Origin of the sequence: Sinorhizobium sp. 6-70 (assembly GCF_030124375.1) — a bacterium.
GTDB lineage: Bacteria > Pseudomonadota > Alphaproteobacteria > Rhizobiales > Rhizobiaceae > Sinorhizobium.
The window spans coordinates 361562-378117 of the sequence record NZ_JASKLS010000001.1; the positions used below are offsets into that span (position 1 = coordinate 361562).

The following is a 16556-nucleotide window of genomic DNA, read 5'->3' on the forward strand; positions in this document are numbered from 1 at the left end:
GAGCAGGTTCGGGCGTTTCAGCCTGTTTCCCTCAGCCAGGTGTCGTAGTCGGAAACGAGGAGGTGGAGCGGATGTTCGTCCTCCTCGATTGCGGAAAAGCGACCCACCGGCTCGCGGAAATAGTTGTCGGTGAGGTCGTCGTTGACGGTCGAGACCTCGCCCATCAACACGTCGCCTCCCTCCGCCCAGAAGGCATGCCAGTTTCCGGGCAGCAACGTGACACTCTCGCCGGGTCCGAGCTTCAGGAATTCGCCCGCCTTCTGCCGGCGCAGGCGCGCATCGCACGCTACTTCGACGTCGCTTTCCTCGTCGACCGAGCCGTCGGGCAGCGAGTTGTACATCTCAAGCACCAGCGTCCCGCCGCCGCGATTGATGATGTCCTCCGTCTTCACCGCGTGTCGGTGCAGCGGGTTGACCTGGCCGGCACGCGTGATCATCAGCTTCTCGGCATAGACCATGCCCTTGCCGGTACCGAGATTGGCCGCCGCGCCGTTCCTCAACGTGAAGAGGACGAGACCGAATTCGTCGAAACGGCCCTTGCCGTAGTCGGTAATGTCCCAGCCGAGCCGTGCCTCGAAGATCGTCGGACTGTCGGATGCGATGCGTGTTTGCAACTCCTCCGGCGACCAGTAGGCAAAGGGTGGCAGCACGAAGCCGTGGCTGCGCATGAAGGCGTCGCTTTCGCGGATGATCTCGTTGACGTGGCTGCGTTTCATCCAGCTCACCCTTTTCCCTGGCAGGATTCGAGATCGTAGGCGCCGAAGCTTGGCACGATGCCTTCGGCGAGCGGCGCCTTCGGCGTGAAGCGGATCACCTTCGTCTCGCCGGCCGCCAGGTCGAAGGCATTGTCGGAATAGCGCCCATCGATATCCGCCTCGACCATCACGTGCAGCGCAAGACCGCTCGCCGTGACGACCACGTCGAAGGCGCCATCCGGTCGCGGCACGGTCTCCAGCGTGAGGCCGGACGGCAAAAGGTCGAGCGCCTTGTAGGTGCCCTGGACATGATGCCCCTCACCGGACATGCCGTTGGACGCTTCGAACGACCAGAAGAGCAATGTTCCCTCCGGGACTTCACTGCTCGCGATGCTGACGAGCGTGGCGGCGCGGTCCGGCGCGCAGGCACCGGCGGCGGCTGCCAGCGGGCGACGCTCGCCATCAAGTGAGACGAGGAAGATCTGGAGCTCGACCGTCACCGTCCCGGCGGTGTCGTTCACCATCGAGAAAGTGATTTCCTTGCCGTCCTTGGACGGGATAGCGGCGACGGCGACCGGCTGGAAGAAACGGCGGGCCATATAGTGCATGGCCTTCCAGTTGCCGCCGTAGTCCAGGCTCGACCAGGAGGCGACGGGCCAGGTGTCGTTGAGCTGCCAATAGAGTGTGCCCATGCAGTGCGGCTTCAGCGACCGCCAGTAGTCGACGGCGGTACCGATCGCGAGCCCCTGCTGGATCTGGCTCAGATAGACGAAGCTCGGGAAATCCTTCGGAAAACGGAAATAGCGGAACATCGTCCCGGCGATCCGCTCGTTGCCGCCGGCATTCTTCTGATGCGCCTCCATCACCGGCGAGGCGATGTTGAGATCGCGCGCTTCGGCGAACTGCCGGACGATCGCCATCGAAGTGTAGGACTGGAAGCCAAATTCCGAACAGAAGCGCGGGCGCACGGTGCGGTAATTGTCGAACGACTTGTTCTCGTGCCAGACGGACCAGTAGTGCATGTCGCCTGCACCGTCCGCATGCCAGGCATCGCCGAAATCGAGGTGGCCGACAGACGGGCTCGAGGGCCACCAGATCGCTTCCGGGCAAGCCGCTTTCATCGCTGTTTCGACCGTGCGGTTCAGCCGGTCGTAAGAGACAAGGTAACGGTCGCGGTCCTTGCGGCTTTCGTCGAACCAGGTGAGCGCGCCGACAAGTTCGTTGTCGCCGCACCAAAGCGCAATCGACGGGTGGGACGACAGGCGCTTGACCTGATAATCCACTTCGGCCGCGACATTATCGAGAAAATCCGGTGTCGAGGGGTAGAGATTGCAGGCGAACATGAAGTCCTGCCAGACGAGCAATCCCAGCCGATCGCAGAGATCGTAGAACCAGTCGGGCTCGTAGAAGCCACCGCCCCAGACGCGGATCATGTTCATGTTAGCATCGACGGCGGATTGGAGGAGGTCCTCGACCCCTTGCGGCGTCATCCGCGACATCAGCGCATCCGCCGGGATCCAGTTCGCCCCGCGGCAGAAGATCTCGCGGCCGTTGATGCGGAAGGCAAAACGGCTGCCCGCTTCGTCCTTGTCGGTGATAAGCTCGATCGTGCGGAAGCCGATCTGGCGCGTCACGCTCTCGTCCGGCAGTTCGACGTTGAGGACCGAAAGCGCCTGTTCCCCACTGCCCGCCGGCCACCACAATCTCGGCTTTGCGACCGCGAAGACGTGGGTGATCCGGGTCTCGCCGGCAGCAACCGCGCAGTCCAGGCGCTCCCGGACGCCGTCGAGTTCGAAATGAATGGGTACGATGCCCGGATCGCGGGCAAAAAGCGTGACGGTTACCTGCAGGTCGACGGAATCGTCGGTAAACCAGAGTTGACGCGTCGTGACGTGTTCGATGCGCGCCGTCTCAAGTCGGCAAAGTGCCAGCGAGCCATAGATGCCGAGCGGCGCGATGGCGATGTTCCAGTCCCAGCCGAAGTGGCACTGGGGCTTGCGCAGCATGTTGCCGTTGGCGATCGGCGAATTCCCATCGTGATAAGGCACGTAGAAAGGCTGCGCCGCCTGCCGGCGCGCGCCCTCGGCAATAGAGGAATGCAGCACGACGCGGATGCGGTTCTCGCCGACGATGAGCGCGCTCGATACATCGGGGCGATAGCGGCGAAAGCAGTTTTCCGCCTGCAGCACCAACCGATCGTTGACGAAGACCGAGGCGATCGTGTCGATGCTTTCGAAATCGAGATACCAGCACCCGTCGAGATCGTCCGCGTCGACGACAACCGTGCGCTCCAGCACCCAGTCCTTGTGCGCAACCCATTGCACCTCGGCCTCGTTCCGGCCGGCATAGGGATCTGCGATGATGCCCGCCTCCTGCAACGCGCTGTGGACATCGCCCGGAAGCGCGATGGTGAGCGCGTGGCTGTTGTCGGTCGAGGCAAGCAGCCAGTCACCGGACAAATCGATGCGGATGGCGTCGCGGTTCAAGGTTTCGGAGGGCATTTCCTCAAATCCATTCACGGGCCGGCGATCGAGGCCGACGTCATTCTTGTTTATTGCGAACCCGGACGGCGTCGCCCGGGTTCAATATCGGTCCTTAAAGACGGTTTTCGCTGGCAGCGTCGAAGATCGAGGCGACCCCCATGTCGAAGGAAAGGCGCACGTTGGTGCCCGGCTTGTAGCGCCGCTGGCCGGCGATGCGCACGGACATCGATTGACCGGCCAAAGTCAGCCACAAGAGGTTGTCGGCGCCCATCGGCTCTTCGATGTCGACGACAGCCTGATGGGCTGCATCTCCTGCCGCCGCCTCATCGATCTTGACGTGCTCCGGCCGGAGCCCGAGCACGACCTTCTGTCCCGGTTGCAATCCTGCGCGCGCCGGATAGGCGCTGACGTCGAAGGCCACGCCGTCGACCTGCACGAAGCTGCGGCCGTCCTTGGCGGCGACCTCGCCACGGAAGAAGTTCATCGACGGCGAACCGATGAAACCGGCAACGAAGAGGTTCTCCGGCGCGTTGTAAATGGTCATCGGATCCGCAAGCTGCTGGATGACGCCGCCCTTCATGACGGCGATGCGGTCGGCCAATGTCAGCGCCTCGATCTGGTCGTGCGTGACGTAGATCATCGTGTTCTTGAGAGATTGGTGCAGTCGCTTGATTTCGACCCGCAGTTCCGAACGCAGCTTGGCGTCGAGGTTCGACAGGGGTTCGTCGAAGAGGAAGACGTCGACGTCGCGCACAAGTGCGCGCCCGATCGCCACGCGCTGGCGCTGGCCGCCGGAAAGCTCGGCGGGCTTGCGCTTAAGAAGCGGCTGGATCTGCAGGATCTCCGACGCGCGCGCGACACGCTTGTCGATCTCGGCCTGTGGCACCCTGGCAACCTGGAGCCCGAAGGAAAGGTTCTTCTCGACCGACATCTGCGGGTAGAGCGCGTAGGACTGGAACACCATGCCGATGCCGCGATCCTTCGGCTCTTCCCATGTGACATTGCGGTCCTTGATGAAGATCTGGCCTTCCGAAACGTCAAGCAGGCCTGCGATGCAGTTCAAGAGCGTGGACTTGCCGCATCCGGACGAGCCAAGCAGGACAAGGAACTCGCCATGATTGATGTCGAGATTGAGCCTGTCGAGAACGGTGACGGCGCCGAAGTTCAGCGACAGGTCCCTGACTGAAACACTGGTCATGCTTGCTTATCCTTTCACTGCGCCGGCGGCGATGCCGCGCACGAACAGCCGGCCGGAGATGAAGTAGATCGTCAGCGGCACGAGGCCGGTCAGCAGCGTCGCCGCCATGTTGACGTTGTATTCCTTCACGCCCTGCACCGAGTTGACGATGTTGTTGAGCTGCACGGTCATCGGGTAGTACTCCGGCCGCGTGAAAACCACGCCGAACAGGAAGTCGTTCCAGATGCCGGTCACCTGAAGGATCATCGCAACAACGAAGATCGGCAGCGACATCGGCAGCATGATCTTGAAGTAGATCGTCCAGAACCCGGCGCCGTCGACGCGCGCCGCCTTGAAGAGCTCCTCCGGCAAACCGGCAAAATAGTTGCGGAACAAGAGGGTGAGAATCGGCATGCCGAAGATCGTATGCACCATGATGAGACCGGTCAGCGTCCCGTAAATACCCATCTCCCTGAGCACGATCACGATCGGATAAATCATCACCTGATAGGGAATGAAGGCGCCGATAATGAGGATGGCGAAGAACAGATCGGCCCCCTTGAAGCGCCAGTTTGCAAGCGCATAGCCATTAACCGAAGCGACCGCGATGGAGATAATCACCGAAGGGACGGTGATGCGCACCGAATTCCAGAAGCCGCGCGAAAGCCCGTCGCAATTGAGCCCGGTGCAGGCTTGGGCCCAGGCTTTTATCCACGGTTCGAAGGTGATCTCCACCGGCGGCGCGAAGATGTTGCCGATGCGAATTTCCGGCATGCCCTTGAGCGACGTCATGATCATGACGTAGAGCGGCAGCAGGTAATAGAGAGCGACCACGATCAACGTCCCGTAAACGACGATGTTGCGGCGGGAGAGTATACGGCGCGGCTTCGGGCCGTGCGGGCCGGACGTGACCCTGCCGGGAACCGCTTCGTACTCGGAAACGATGGTGTTGTTGGCGACGAGCTTAAGCACGCTTGCGACCTCCTCCGAATTCCAGATATGCCCACGGCACGATGATGATCGCGACCGTCACGAGCATCATGGTGGAGGCGGCAAAGCCTTGCCCCAGGTTCTGGGCCTGGAACATGTAATCGTAGACGTATTTGGCGGGCACTTCGGAGGCGATGCCGGGACCGCCGCTCGTCTGCGCCACGACGAGGTCGTAGACCTTGACGATGCCGCTCGCGATGATGACGAGCGTCGTGATGAAGACGCCACGCATCATCGGGATGATGACGAGCACGTAGGTCTTCCACATCGGGATGCCATCGACTCGCGCAGCCTTCCAGATATCCTCGTCGATGCCGCGCAGGCCCGCGAGCATCAGGCACATGACAAGGCCGGTGCCCTGCCAGAGCGCCGCGATCAGGATGCCGTAGATGACGATGTCGGAATTATAGAGCGGGTCGAAGTTGAAGTTCGTCCAGCCAAGCGAACGCACGATCGACTGTATTCCGTATTGCGGATTGAGCAGCCATTGCCAGACCAGGCCCGTGACGATGAACGACAGGGCGAACGGGTAGAGCATGATCGTTCGAAACGTATTCTCGAAACGGATCTTCTGATCCATCAGTGCGGCGAGCACAAAACCGATCACGAGGCTGAAAATCAGTGAGAAAAACCCGTAGATGGCGAGATTTTCGATCGAGATGAGCCAGCGCGGTGCCGCCCATAGCCGCACATACTGGTCGAGGCCGACGAAGGAAAGCCGTGGCAGCAGCTTCGAGTTGGTGAAGGAATAAAGCACCGTCCAGGATGTGCCGCCGACGAAGATGACCAAGGCTGTCAGGATCATCGGTATAGAGGCGATCTTCGCATTCAGGTTCCGCAACCACTGATTCGGGCGAGCCGAGCCGCGCGTTTGGCTTGTCATGTTTGCTCCTCCGGAACTGCAATGTTTTCGATGGGCGGTACTCGCAGCGAAACACGCTACCGATACCCGGCCGCCTCATCATCGTAATGGCCCCCTGCCCGGCACCCCCGTGTTCAAGTGAACGTACGACGAACGCTCAGAACACTTTGATTCCCGAACATCTTATCCGCATTCCGCAATTGAGCTCGAAAACGGATGCTCCCTTGCGTCGAGGCCAGCAGGCATCGACACGCGTGTCCGGCGCGAACACGTCGCGCCGAACGGGGCATGGGGCGGCCCCGCGCATGCGCGGGGCCTTCAGGCGGCAGTATCAGTCCGCTGCCGCGATGATTTCGGCGAAGCGCTTCTGCGCATCCTCCGGCGTCATCGACGCGTTGGCGAAGAACTCGGAGAAGAGGTCCTCCTTCTGCTTCTGGCTGTCGGCGGACAGAAGCTGGTCGGTACCCTTGATCACATTGCCCTTGGCAAGGATATCGAGCCCCTTCTTCATGCAATCATTGGCGGTTGCGAGGTCCACGTCGCCGCGGACCGGCAGCGAGCCCTTCTTCAGGTTGAAGGAGACCTGCGTCTCAGGCTTCAGCAGGGTCGATGCCAACGCCTCCTGCGCCTTCGACTTTTCCTCATCCTCCAGCAGCGGGAAGTAGAATGCGTCACCACCCGTCGAGATCACCTCGTTGACGCCAAGCCCCGGAAGGCAGGTGTAGTCGACGCCGGCCTTCTGGCCCGCAAGCTGGAATTCACCCTGAGCCCAGTCGCCCATGATCTGACCGCCGGCCTTGCCGGTGATGACGAGGTTCGTCGCCTGGTTCCAGTCCTGAACATTGCTGCCCTTCGACATGCGGCGCGCATCATCGGCAGCCTTGAAGACCTTGGCGATATCTGGGCCTGCAGCGACTTCTTCGTCCTTCTGGGCGAAGACCTTCTCGAAGGTGTCTTTCCCGGCGATCGCCACCATCAAAACGTCGAAGGCGCCCGCTGCCTGCCACGGCTGACCGCCGACGGCGAGCGGCACGATACCGGCCTTCTCGAGCGCCGGTGCCGCCGCGACAAATTCATCCCAGTTCTTCGGCACGGGAACGCCAGCCTGCTTGAAGGCGGCATTCGAGAGCCACAGCCACTGCCAGGAATGGATGTTGACGGGGGCGCAGTAGATCTTGCCCTCGATCGTGCAGGACTCGAGCAGACTTGCCGGCTTGATGATGTCCTTCCAGTGTTCGCGCTCGGCGACATCCGTCAGGTCGCGCATTAGGCCCGCTTGCACCAACTCCTCCGCCTGACGGCCATGGTTGAACTGGGTCGCCCCCATCGGATCGCCGCCGGTGATGCGGCTGATCATGATCGGACGCGCGGTCCCGCCCGAACCGGCGATTGCACCGTCGACCCACTTGTTGCCGGTCGCATCGAAAGCCTTGGCCAGTTCGGCGACCGCCGCGGCTTCACCGCCGGAAGTCCACCAATGCGTGACCTCGAGATCCGTGGCATTGGCCACGCCGAGCGGCAGGGCGACGGTTGCGGCCAGCACGGCGGCCATGGAACGCAATTTCATGAGTTCTCCTCCCTCACTGTAACGTTGCCGTAAAAACTTAGTTCAAACGATTTTCAGACGCAACACCCACAACGAATAATTCCAGATATAATTTCTTACACGCCTTATGCGTGTATCCGGCACACCTTTCAAGAGGATGATGTCTAGCCTCGGCATGGCCGTTTTGGCCTTCCAATGCTCTGCATAATGCGCTGATTTAAAAAGATTTTGGTTTACCTTCGCTCATGGAGCGCCAGGATGCGGCTTCGCAAACGCAACATTCAGCTTCGCGAATGCGAGATTCAACCAGACGGTTATGTTCTTCGCAGTGCAGCAACGAAATTGCTCGACATTGCTACTGTATCGTTACAGATTTTGTCTCGCGACACAGCTCCGACAAATCTGGCCACCGGTTACAATTCGTATATAAGGCGGGGCACCGAGACGGACCGGGCGTGTTCGCATCGAAGCTGCGAGCCAAAGCGGGGCGCTTGATCGTGGCAATTCGCGCAAGGTCTCAAATGTAGACGGGGGCTGGTGACGGGATGGACGGCAAAACGAAGAACAGGGCGGCGGCAGCACCGCCACCGGACGGCGCCAGGCCGACGCTGAAAACGATCGCCTTCATGACCGGTCTTGGGATCACCACGGTTTCCCGAGCATTGAAGGATGCGCCCGATATCGGCGCAGAAACCAAGGAAAGGGTGCGCCTCGTCGCCAAGCAGATCGGCTACCAGCCGAACCGCGCCGGCGTGCGTCTCAGGACTGGCAAGACCAACGTCATCAGCCTCGTGCTGACGCTTGAGGAAGAGATCATGGGCATCACCAGCCCCATGGTGGTCGGCATCAGCGAAATCCTCGCCGGCACGCAGTATCATCTCGTGGTTACCCCTTACAGTTCCACAAAGGACCCACTCGGGCCGATTCGTTATATCCTCGACACGGGCGCCGCCGATGGCGTCATCATCTCGCGGACAGAGCCGCACGACGCGCGCGTGACGCTGATGACCGAGCGGCGCCTGCCCTTTGTCACCCACGGCCGCACGGAAATGGGGATCGTGCATCCCTTCCATGACTTCGACAACGAACGTTTCGCCTATGAGGCGGTGCGCCGGCTCACCGAGCGCGGCCGACGCCGGCTGGTGCTGCTGGAGCCGCCACCGAACCTCACCTTCCACGCCCACATGCGCACCGGCTTCGAGCGCGGGCTCAAGGATTTCGGTGCGGAAGCGGTGAGCTTCCACCACGTCAATATCGATCACAGTCTTGTCGCCATCCGCGACGCCTTCGAGCAACTGATGCGCTCGGTGGAAGCCCCGGACGGCATCGTTTCAGGCAGCGGCGCCGGCGCGGTTGCATTGATCGCGGGGATCGAATCCGCCGGCAAGAAAGTCGGCCAGGATGTGGACATGGTCACCAAGGCGCCGAGCGACTTCCTGCGCTGGCTGCGCCCCGAAGTCATGACTATGTACGAGGATATCCGGCTTGCCGGTCGCGAGCTCGCCAAGGCTGTGATCGGCCACATCGAAGGCAAGCCGCCCGAGACGCTGCAAAGCCTCAGCCAGCCGGAATTCCAGCGACCGATGTCCAAGTCGCGCAAGGTGTAGCAGCGACGACCGAGGAAACATCTCGGCGTCGTTCGCCTTGGGTTCGACTATTGCGATCCCTTAGCGCCCCGGAAGCGGCAGACATTCCATGATTTCCACGGAGTTGCCCGGGAAGATCGTGAATGGGCGCGATCTCGGATAAATTGAGCTGTGGAACAGACTCCACCATTAATGGTATTCTGGTGCCCGAACGATGTGAACGGAGGGTGTCATGACAGCATACAACGTGGTTCGCTTCCGCACAAAACCGGGGCTGGAGGACGAGTTCGAGGACTGGTTCCGTAAACTTCGCCGCGACTTCGACGGTTTACGGAGAATGGCGCTCGTCAAGACCGGCGAGCGTTCCTATTGCTCGATCGGCGAGTGGGATAGCTTTGACCACATCGTGGCCGCGCGGCCGAAGATGATCAGCAATCTTGACAAGTTCCGCCACTCCCTCGAGGCGCAGGGAGAGAGCATAGATGTCACGGATGCTGTTTCGGGTGAGGCGATCTACGAGAGCACGCCGACCAAGTAGCGCGCCTGCCGTGCCGGGATGTCGCGGCAGGCGCTGTCGTCACGCCCCGGCAGTTGGCCAGTACTTGTCGTCGGTGAAATCACCGGGAATGGGATTAAGCTGCTCGAGTTTCCCGGCAACGAATTCGATCTGCATCTTCAAATACTGGATGGACCTTGGGATCGGCGAGCCGGTTGCGAGGCTGCGAACCCGCCATTGCTCGTAGCCGGTTGCCTTTATCCGTCGCTCCGCTTCGGCGCGGATGGTCGGACTATCGGCGGACACGGCTTCATTGACTTTGCCGCCGTCGATCACTCTGAACTTCATACTGGTTTTTCGATGGTTTTCTGAATGGAACTCTGAAGCAATTCGGTCCGGAATTGCGTAGTTGCAAAAAGTCTGGAGGGGGCGGCGAGAGCCGCCCCCGTTACGCGAAGACGATCCGGCCTATACGTTCAGCCCACTACCCCACGGACCGTGGTGGCTGTCGGCGCCGTCGACGCGGTCGAAGCCGTGGGCGCCGAAGAAGTCGCGCTGCGCCTGGATGACGTTGGCCGTGCCGCGGCCGCGGCGGTAGCTGTCGAAATAGCCGAGCGCGGAGGCGAGCGCCGGCACCGGCAGGCCGCCGAGCACGGCGGTAGAAACGACGCGGCGCAACGCTGCATCGGTCTCCTTGACCATCGCCGCAAAGGCGGGCGTCACGATCAGGTTGGCGGCGTCCGGCGCCTTGGTGAAGGCAGTGGTGATCTCGTCGAGGAACTGCGAGCGGATGATGCAGCCGGCGCGCCAGATCTTTGCGATCGCCGGCATCGGCAGGCTCCAGCCGAACTCCTCCGAGGCCGCCGACATCACCGCGAAGCCCTGCGCATAGGCGCCGATCTTGGCGGCGAGCAGCGCGTTTTCGAGATCCTTGAGGAAGGCGTCCCTGTCCGCCACCTTGAGCTCGCCGACCGGTGGCAGGCCGAGGACCTTCTCGGCTGCTTCACGCTCCTCCTTCATCGAGGAAATGCTGCGGGCAGCGACGGCCGCCTCGATGCCGGTCGCCGGGATGCCCATGTTCTGCGCCTCGATCACCGACCATTTGCCGGTGCCCTTCTGGCCGGCCTTGTCGAGGATCAGGTCGACCATCGGCTTGCCGGTCAAAGGATCGGCAGCCTTCAGCACCTTCTCGGTGATCTCGATCAGGTAGGAGTTCAGCCGGCCCTTGTTCCAGGCGCCGAAGACGTCGCCGATCTCGGCAGCGCTCATCTTCAGCCCGTCGCGCAGGATGCCGTAGATTTCGGCGATCATCTGCATGTCCGCATATTCGATGCCGTTGTGGATCGTCTTGACGAAGTGGCCGGCGCCGTTTTCACCGAGCCAGGCGACGCACGGGTCGTTCTCGTATTTCGCTGCGATCGAGGTCAGCACCTTCTCGACGCGGCGATAGGAGTCTTCCGTGCCGCCGACCATGATCGACGGGCCATGACGGGCGCCCTCCTCGCCACCGGAAACACCCATGCCGATGAAGGTGAGGCCGGAATCCTTCAGTGCGTCGAAGCGGCGCATCGTGTCGCGGAAATTGGCATTGCCGGCGTCGATCATGATGTCGCCCTTGGAAAGATAGGGCTTCAGTATATCCATCTGCTGGTCGACCGGATCGCCGGCCTTGATCATGATGATGATCGGCCGCGGCGGGCGGATGGCGGCGACAAACTCTTCGATGGTCTCGCAGGGAACGATCTGCTCCTTGAGCGCGCCGGCCTCGGCATAGAACTTGCGCGTCGCCTCGACCGTGCGGTTGAACACCGCGATCCTGTTGCCCTTTTCCGCGATGTTGAGCGCGAGGTTGGACCCCATGACGCCGAGGCCGATAAGCCCGATTTCCGCCTGTGACACGTGATTGCCTCCGTTGGAAGGAAGAGCCGCCGCGATCGGAACAGACGCGCGGACAGCCCCTCGATATTGATCTGCGCATGTTCGGCCCGGTCCGGGAAAGGATGGGCGGCTGGGGACATGCGGCGGCGGAGGTTCTTTTGGCACTCAAATCGATTTACGACAAGCCACTCCCGCGAAAATCAATCCTTTTCAGGCTTGCCGTCACCATCGTCGAGGATGCGCCAGGAGGCTCCGTCCAGGTCTTCGTATTGCCCGCTCTTCAGCGCCCAGAGAAACGCCGCAAGCCCCAGGGCGCCGAGAAAGAGCGCGATCGGGATGAGATAGATGAGCGTGTTCATGACGCACTCCGTACCGGCCGCAAGCCCGCCGCATGCGGCGGCGACTCTGGAGGGGCAGCAGTTCCAAGCCCCTTGAGCCGCAACGCATTGAACACCACGATCAGCGACGAGGTCGACATGGCGACGGCGGCAACGAGCGGCGTCGCATAGCCGAGAATCGCGACCGGCACGGCGATGACGTTGTAGCCGATCGCTAGCGCAAAATTCTGCCGGATCAGCCGGCCGGCGCGACGCGAGGTCTTAATGGCGAAGGGAACGGCGTTGAGGCTTTGATGCATGAAGACAAAATCCGCAGCCTGCCGGCCGACATCGGCCGCGGTCGCCGGCGCCATCGAGACATGGGCCGCCCGCAATGCCGGCGCGTCGTTGATACCGTCGCCGACCATCAGGACCCTGTGCCCCCCTTCGGCGGCAGCGGCACAGGCGTCGACCTTGCCGCGCGGCGAAAGCTCGGCGCGCCATTTCGCGATGCCGAGCCTGCGGGCGAGTGCGGCGACGACCGGCTCGCGGTCCCCGGAAAGGATGCCTGTCGTAAGCCCCAGGCGAGAGAGATCTTCGACGGTTTCGCGGGCGGCGGGACGCAGCCGGTCCTCGAAGCGGAAGCAGGCAAGCTCGCGGCCGTCGAGCGACAGGATCGCTTCCGACTGGCCGCTGGCGGCGCCGGCTTCGCTGCAGGCAAAGGCGCGACTGCCGAGCCGGTAGACACCGTCCCGGGTCTCCGCCTCGATACCGGCGCCCGGTATTTCGCGGATTTCGCCCACGAGCGGCTGCGCCGCGCCCGACGCCTCATGGAGCGCTGTCGCGATCGGATGACGTGAATGAAGAGCGAGTGCGGCGGCTGTCGCGAGCGCGCCCGGATCGACCTCGCCCGCATTGGTAAGCCGCGGCTCGCCCATGGTGAGCGTGCCGGTCTTGTCGAGCAGCACGGAGTCGATTTCGGCAAGGCGCTCCATCGCCGATCCGTCCTTGACCATGACGCCGCCCTGGAAAAGCCGGCCGGCGGCAACGACCTGAACCACGGGCACCGCGAGGCCGAGGGCGCAGGGGCATGTGATGATGAGAACCGCAACCGCGATCAGCATGGCGTGGCGGACATCACCCTCGACCAGCATCCAGCCGATGAAGGAAAGCAGCGCCAGCAGGTGGACGGCCGGCGAATAGTAGCGCGCCGCACGGTCGGCAATGCGGCGATAACGCGCCCTGCCCCCTTCGGCGGCCTCCATCAGCCCCGTGATCTCGGCCAGGAACGAGTCGCGCGCCGCCGCCGTCGCCTCAAGCGTCAGCGGGCCGGTGAGATTGAGCGTGCCGGCCTGCACGGCGTCACCAGCACCCACCGCGACCGGCGCGCTTTCGCCGTTGACGACCGAGCGGTCGAGATCGCTCGCACCCGAAAGCACGCGTCCATCGACCGGAACGCGCTCACCGGCGGCAACCAGCAGGCGCTCGCCGGGCTTGATCTCATCGACCGGGCGATAGTCGCGCGAGCCGTCGGAATTGACGACCGTCGCGCCGCGCGGCGAGAGCCGGGCAAGACCGCTGATCGCCGAGCGCGCCCGTCCGCGCATCATGTGATCGAGGGTGCGGCCGATCAACAGGAAGAACAGCAGCGTCACGGAGGCATCGAACCAGGCGTGTGCGCCATGGCTGATCGTCTCATGGAGCGACATGCCGTAGGAGAGCGTCACGGCAAGCGCGATCGGCACATCCATGTTGGTGCGGCCATGACGGAGCGCGTTCCAGGCCGACTGGTAAAAGAAACGCCCAGAATAGATCATCGCCGGCGCCGCGATCATTGCCGAGATCCAGTGAAAGAGATCACGGGTCGCGGCATCCGCACCGGACCAGACGGAAACGGACAGCAGCATGATGTTGGTCGCCGCGAAACCGGAAACGGCAACGGCACGGATCAGTTGCTTGAGCAGGACGTCGCCTTCCTCCTCGCCTGCGGCGAAGAGATGCGCTTCATAGCCGCAACCCCGGATGGCGTTCGCGATTTCGCGCGGGTCGCTGCGCCGGCCGGCGACCTCCTCCTTCCAGACGACGGACACGCGGCGCGACGAGAGATTGACGCGCGCCCGCTCGACCTCGGGCCTCTTGCGGAGCGCCCCTTCGATTGTCGTGATGCAGGCACCGCAGTGGACGCCGGGCACGCTGAGATCCGTTTGGCGCAGGCCGTCTCCAAGCGCGCGGCTCGCAAGCCACAGCTCGTCGGAAGCAGGCAGCCCCTGCCCGGCCCGTTCGATCTCAAGCACGCCTTCCACGCCTGCGGCACAGCAGCTCATTTGCGCTCTCCCGGGACGACGAACCGAATGGCCTGGCGATAGACGACTTCCTCGCCCGCCATCGCCGTCATGTCAGCGATCCACTGGCCGGGCTTGAGTGTCCGTGCGGCGACAAAGGCGCCGGGAGCCTCACGATCGAGTTCGACGCGCACGTCTTCATGTTCCTCGACGGGACGCTTGAACACCGCGAGCACCCTCTCGGCCGTCCGGTCTAACTCGCCGTTGCGGGTCAAAGTATAGCGGATGGAATTCGGCCCTGCGACGAGCGCGCCCTCAATGCCGCGCGCAGCGAAGGCGCGCGTCTCAGCCACCTTGCCGTTGAACTGTTGGCTGGCGATATAGGTGTTCTCGACGACAAGGCCGCTCCAGCTGCGGCTGGCGTTCCAGGCCATGACCAGATTGACGGAGATGATGGTGCCGAAGAAAAGGCCCATCACGCCCAGCATGTGCCAGCCAGTAAATTCCCGCGGCGCGCGCTGCTCCTTTGTCATCTTGCTGCTCCAGGGCGGTTGAAGTTGGCCTGATAGACATCGCGTTCATGGCTGGACGGATCTTCGGCGGTCAGTATGAAGCCCTCGTCCGCCTCGGCAAGCTTTTCCTTCGACAGGGTGACGAAAACCTTGAGCGCGGCGACCTTGTCCGGATCGACGCCGACCGCGAAACGGCGACCGTCGCCTGGCGCCTGTCCTGCGATCCGCATCGATGCTGACGGCATGCCTTCGAGCGTCAGTGTGATCGTGCGCTGCTCCGGTATCATGTTGAGAAGCTTGACCATGTAGCCGTTTCGTACCGAGCCGTCCGACTCGACCACGAATTGCGGATTGCGGTCGTGCAACACATTGAGCTCAAGTCGCTCACGCGACACCAGCGCATAGAGCAGGCCAATGCCGACCAGCGCCCAAACGCCGAAATAGAGAAGAACGCGCGGCCGGAAGATGATCCGCCAGTTGAAGTGACGAACTTTGTCGACGAAGGCGCCGTCGGCGTCGCGCACACGGGTCGGGTCAATCGCCGTCGTGCCGTTGTTTGTGGCGAGTGCCATGTTCGACGCATAGTCGCTGAGTGTCGCATAGGCGATCAGGCCGCGTTCGCGCCCGAGCTTGTCCATCACGCCGTCGCAAGCGTCGATGCAGAGCGCGCAGGTGATGCATTCGAGCTGCTGGCCGTCGCGAATATCGATGCCCATCGGACAGACGGCGACGCAGGCGTTGCAATCGACGCAATCGCCGACCACTTCACCCGCTGCCGCCGCCTTCTTGGCATGACGCGAGCGCGGCTCGCCGCGCCAGTCGTTATAGGTGACGACGAGCGAATTCTCGTCCAGCATCGCCGCCTGGATGCGCGGCCACGGGCACATGTAAGTGCAGACCTGCTCGCGCATCAGCCCTCCGAAGACGTAGGTCGTCGCCGTCAGGATCGCGACCGTCATGTAGGCGACCGCCGGCGCTTCCAGCATGACGAAGCTCTTCAGCAGCGAGGGCGCGTCGGCGAAATAGAAGATCCAGGCGCCACCGGTCGCGATGCCGATCAGCAGCCATATCGCGTGCTTGACGACGCGCTTCCAGATCTTGTCGAATGTCCAGGGTCCCGCATCGAGCCGCATGCGCGCGTTGCGGTCGCCCTCGATGAAGCGCTCGACCACAAGGAAAAGATCGACCCAGACGGTCTGCGGGCAGGTGTAGCCGCACCAGGCACGCCCGACGGCTGTGGTGACGAGGAAGAGGCCGAAGCCTGCCATGACGAGCAGCCCGGCGACGAAGAAGAATTCCTGCGGCCAGATCTCGATGAAGAAGAAATAGAAGCGGCGGGCGGCGAGATCGACGAGCACGGCCTGGTCCGGCGCATGCGCACCGCGGTCCCAACGGATCCACGGTGTCAGATAATAGATACTCAGCGTTACCAGCATCACCAGCCACTTGAACCGGCGGAAGCGGCCTTCGGCTCTCTTTGGAAAGATCTTCCGGCGCTTCTCGTAAAGCGGTTTGCGCTTATGCGCGGCATTGACGGGTTCGGCTTCGAGCCGCTCGACGGACGCAGCTTTGGTGACAGGCTGGGGACGCATTATTGGGAATCCGAAAATGGCTTGCTATTCGAGCAGCGTTTTGCCGGATCTGCCCGCGCCAAACCTTGATCTGCGTCAAGTTTGCGCCCTAATGCCGCACGGTGCGTCGAAACGTCCAAACCCGCGCATCCATTGCATTT

Annotated in this window: 14 protein-coding genes; 2 read left to right on the forward strand and 12 right to left on the reverse strand. The window is 62.5% G+C overall.

The window, feature by feature from the left end; genetic code table 11:
- Positions 1–17 precede the first annotated feature (17 nt).
- The 6 genes from QN222_RS01715 to QN222_RS01740 form a co-directional block, all read right to left on the reverse strand.
- Positions 18–716: a D-lyxose/D-mannose family sugar isomerase gene (locus QN222_RS01715; protein WP_283964962.1), complete on the reverse strand. Its 699-nt coding sequence runs from the start codon at positions 714–716 to the stop codon at positions 18–20.
- Positions 717–721: 5 nt separating this feature from the next.
- The gene (locus tag QN222_RS01720) at positions 722–3196 is read right to left on the reverse strand and encodes a glycoside hydrolase family 2 protein (protein WP_283964961.1); all 2475 of its coding nucleotides are present in this window, start codon (positions 3194–3196) and stop codon (positions 722–724) included.
- Positions 3197–3290: 94 nt separating this feature from the next.
- Positions 3291–4376: an ABC transporter ATP-binding protein gene (locus tag QN222_RS01725; protein ID WP_283964960.1), complete on the reverse strand. Its 1086-nt coding sequence runs from the start codon at positions 4374–4376 to the stop codon at positions 3291–3293.
- A 6-nt stretch (positions 4377–4382) separates the two neighbouring features.
- Positions 4383–5327, reverse strand: coding sequence for a carbohydrate ABC transporter permease (locus QN222_RS01730; protein ID WP_283964959.1), 945 nt, complete (start codon positions 5325–5327; stop codon positions 4383–4385).
- Positions 5320–6228: a sugar ABC transporter permease gene (locus tag QN222_RS01735; RefSeq protein ID WP_283964958.1), complete on the reverse strand. Its 909-nt coding sequence runs from the start codon at positions 6226–6228 to the stop codon at positions 5320–5322. The genes QN222_RS01730 and QN222_RS01735 overlap by 8 nt, the downstream gene beginning before the upstream one ends.
- Before the next feature lie 310 nt (positions 6229–6538).
- The gene (locus QN222_RS01740; RefSeq protein ID WP_283964957.1) at positions 6539–7774 is read right to left on the reverse strand and encodes an ABC transporter substrate-binding protein; all 1236 of its coding nucleotides are present in this window, start codon (positions 7772–7774) and stop codon (positions 6539–6541) included.
- 524 nt (positions 7775–8298) lie between these two features.
- On the opposite strand from QN222_RS01740, the gene QN222_RS01745 reads away from it, so the two are divergent.
- Both QN222_RS01745 and QN222_RS01750 read left to right on the forward strand, forming a co-directional pair.
- Positions 8299–9360, forward strand: a complete 1062-nt coding sequence (locus tag QN222_RS01745; RefSeq protein WP_283964956.1) for a LacI family transcriptional regulator — start codon at positions 8299–8301, stop codon at positions 9358–9360.
- Positions 9361–9571: 211 nt separating this feature from the next.
- Positions 9572–9877, forward strand: a complete 306-nt coding sequence (locus QN222_RS01750; RefSeq protein WP_283964955.1) for an antibiotic biosynthesis monooxygenase — start codon at positions 9572–9574, stop codon at positions 9875–9877.
- Positions 9878–9916: 39 nt separating this feature from the next.
- Here the strand turns inward: QN222_RS01750 and QN222_RS01755 are convergent, their stop codons facing one another.
- The 6 genes from QN222_RS01755 to ccoG all read right to left on the reverse strand — a co-directional run bounded on the left by QN222_RS01755 (position 9917) and on the right by ccoG (position 16416).
- Positions 9917–10183, reverse strand: coding sequence for a hypothetical protein (locus QN222_RS01755; protein WP_283964954.1), 267 nt, complete (start codon positions 10181–10183; stop codon positions 9917–9919).
- Positions 10184–10303: 120 nt separating this feature from the next.
- Entirely contained in the window at positions 10304–11734 is a 1431-nt protein-coding gene (gene gndA / locus QN222_RS01760) for an NADP-dependent phosphogluconate dehydrogenase (protein WP_284005181.1), read from the reverse strand.
- A 179-nt stretch (positions 11735–11913) separates the two neighbouring features.
- Positions 11914–12072, reverse strand: a complete 159-nt coding sequence (gene ccoS / locus QN222_RS01765; protein WP_283966051.1) for a cbb3-type cytochrome oxidase assembly protein CcoS — start codon at positions 12070–12072, stop codon at positions 11914–11916.
- Entirely contained in the window at positions 12069–14354 is a 2286-nt protein-coding gene (locus tag QN222_RS01770) for a cation-translocating P-type ATPase (protein WP_284005182.1), read from the reverse strand. The genes ccoS and QN222_RS01770 overlap by 4 nt, the downstream gene beginning before the upstream one ends.
- A complete protein-coding gene (locus tag QN222_RS01775; protein ID WP_283963902.1) occupies positions 14351–14845 on the reverse strand; it encodes a FixH family protein in 495 nt (164 codons plus the stop codon). The genes QN222_RS01770 and QN222_RS01775 overlap by 4 nt, the downstream gene beginning before the upstream one ends.
- Positions 14842–16416, reverse strand: a complete 1575-nt coding sequence (gene ccoG, locus QN222_RS01780; protein WP_283963901.1) for a cytochrome c oxidase accessory protein CcoG — start codon at positions 16414–16416, stop codon at positions 14842–14844. The genes QN222_RS01775 and ccoG overlap by 4 nt, the downstream gene beginning before the upstream one ends.
- Positions 16417–16556 lie beyond the last annotated feature (140 nt).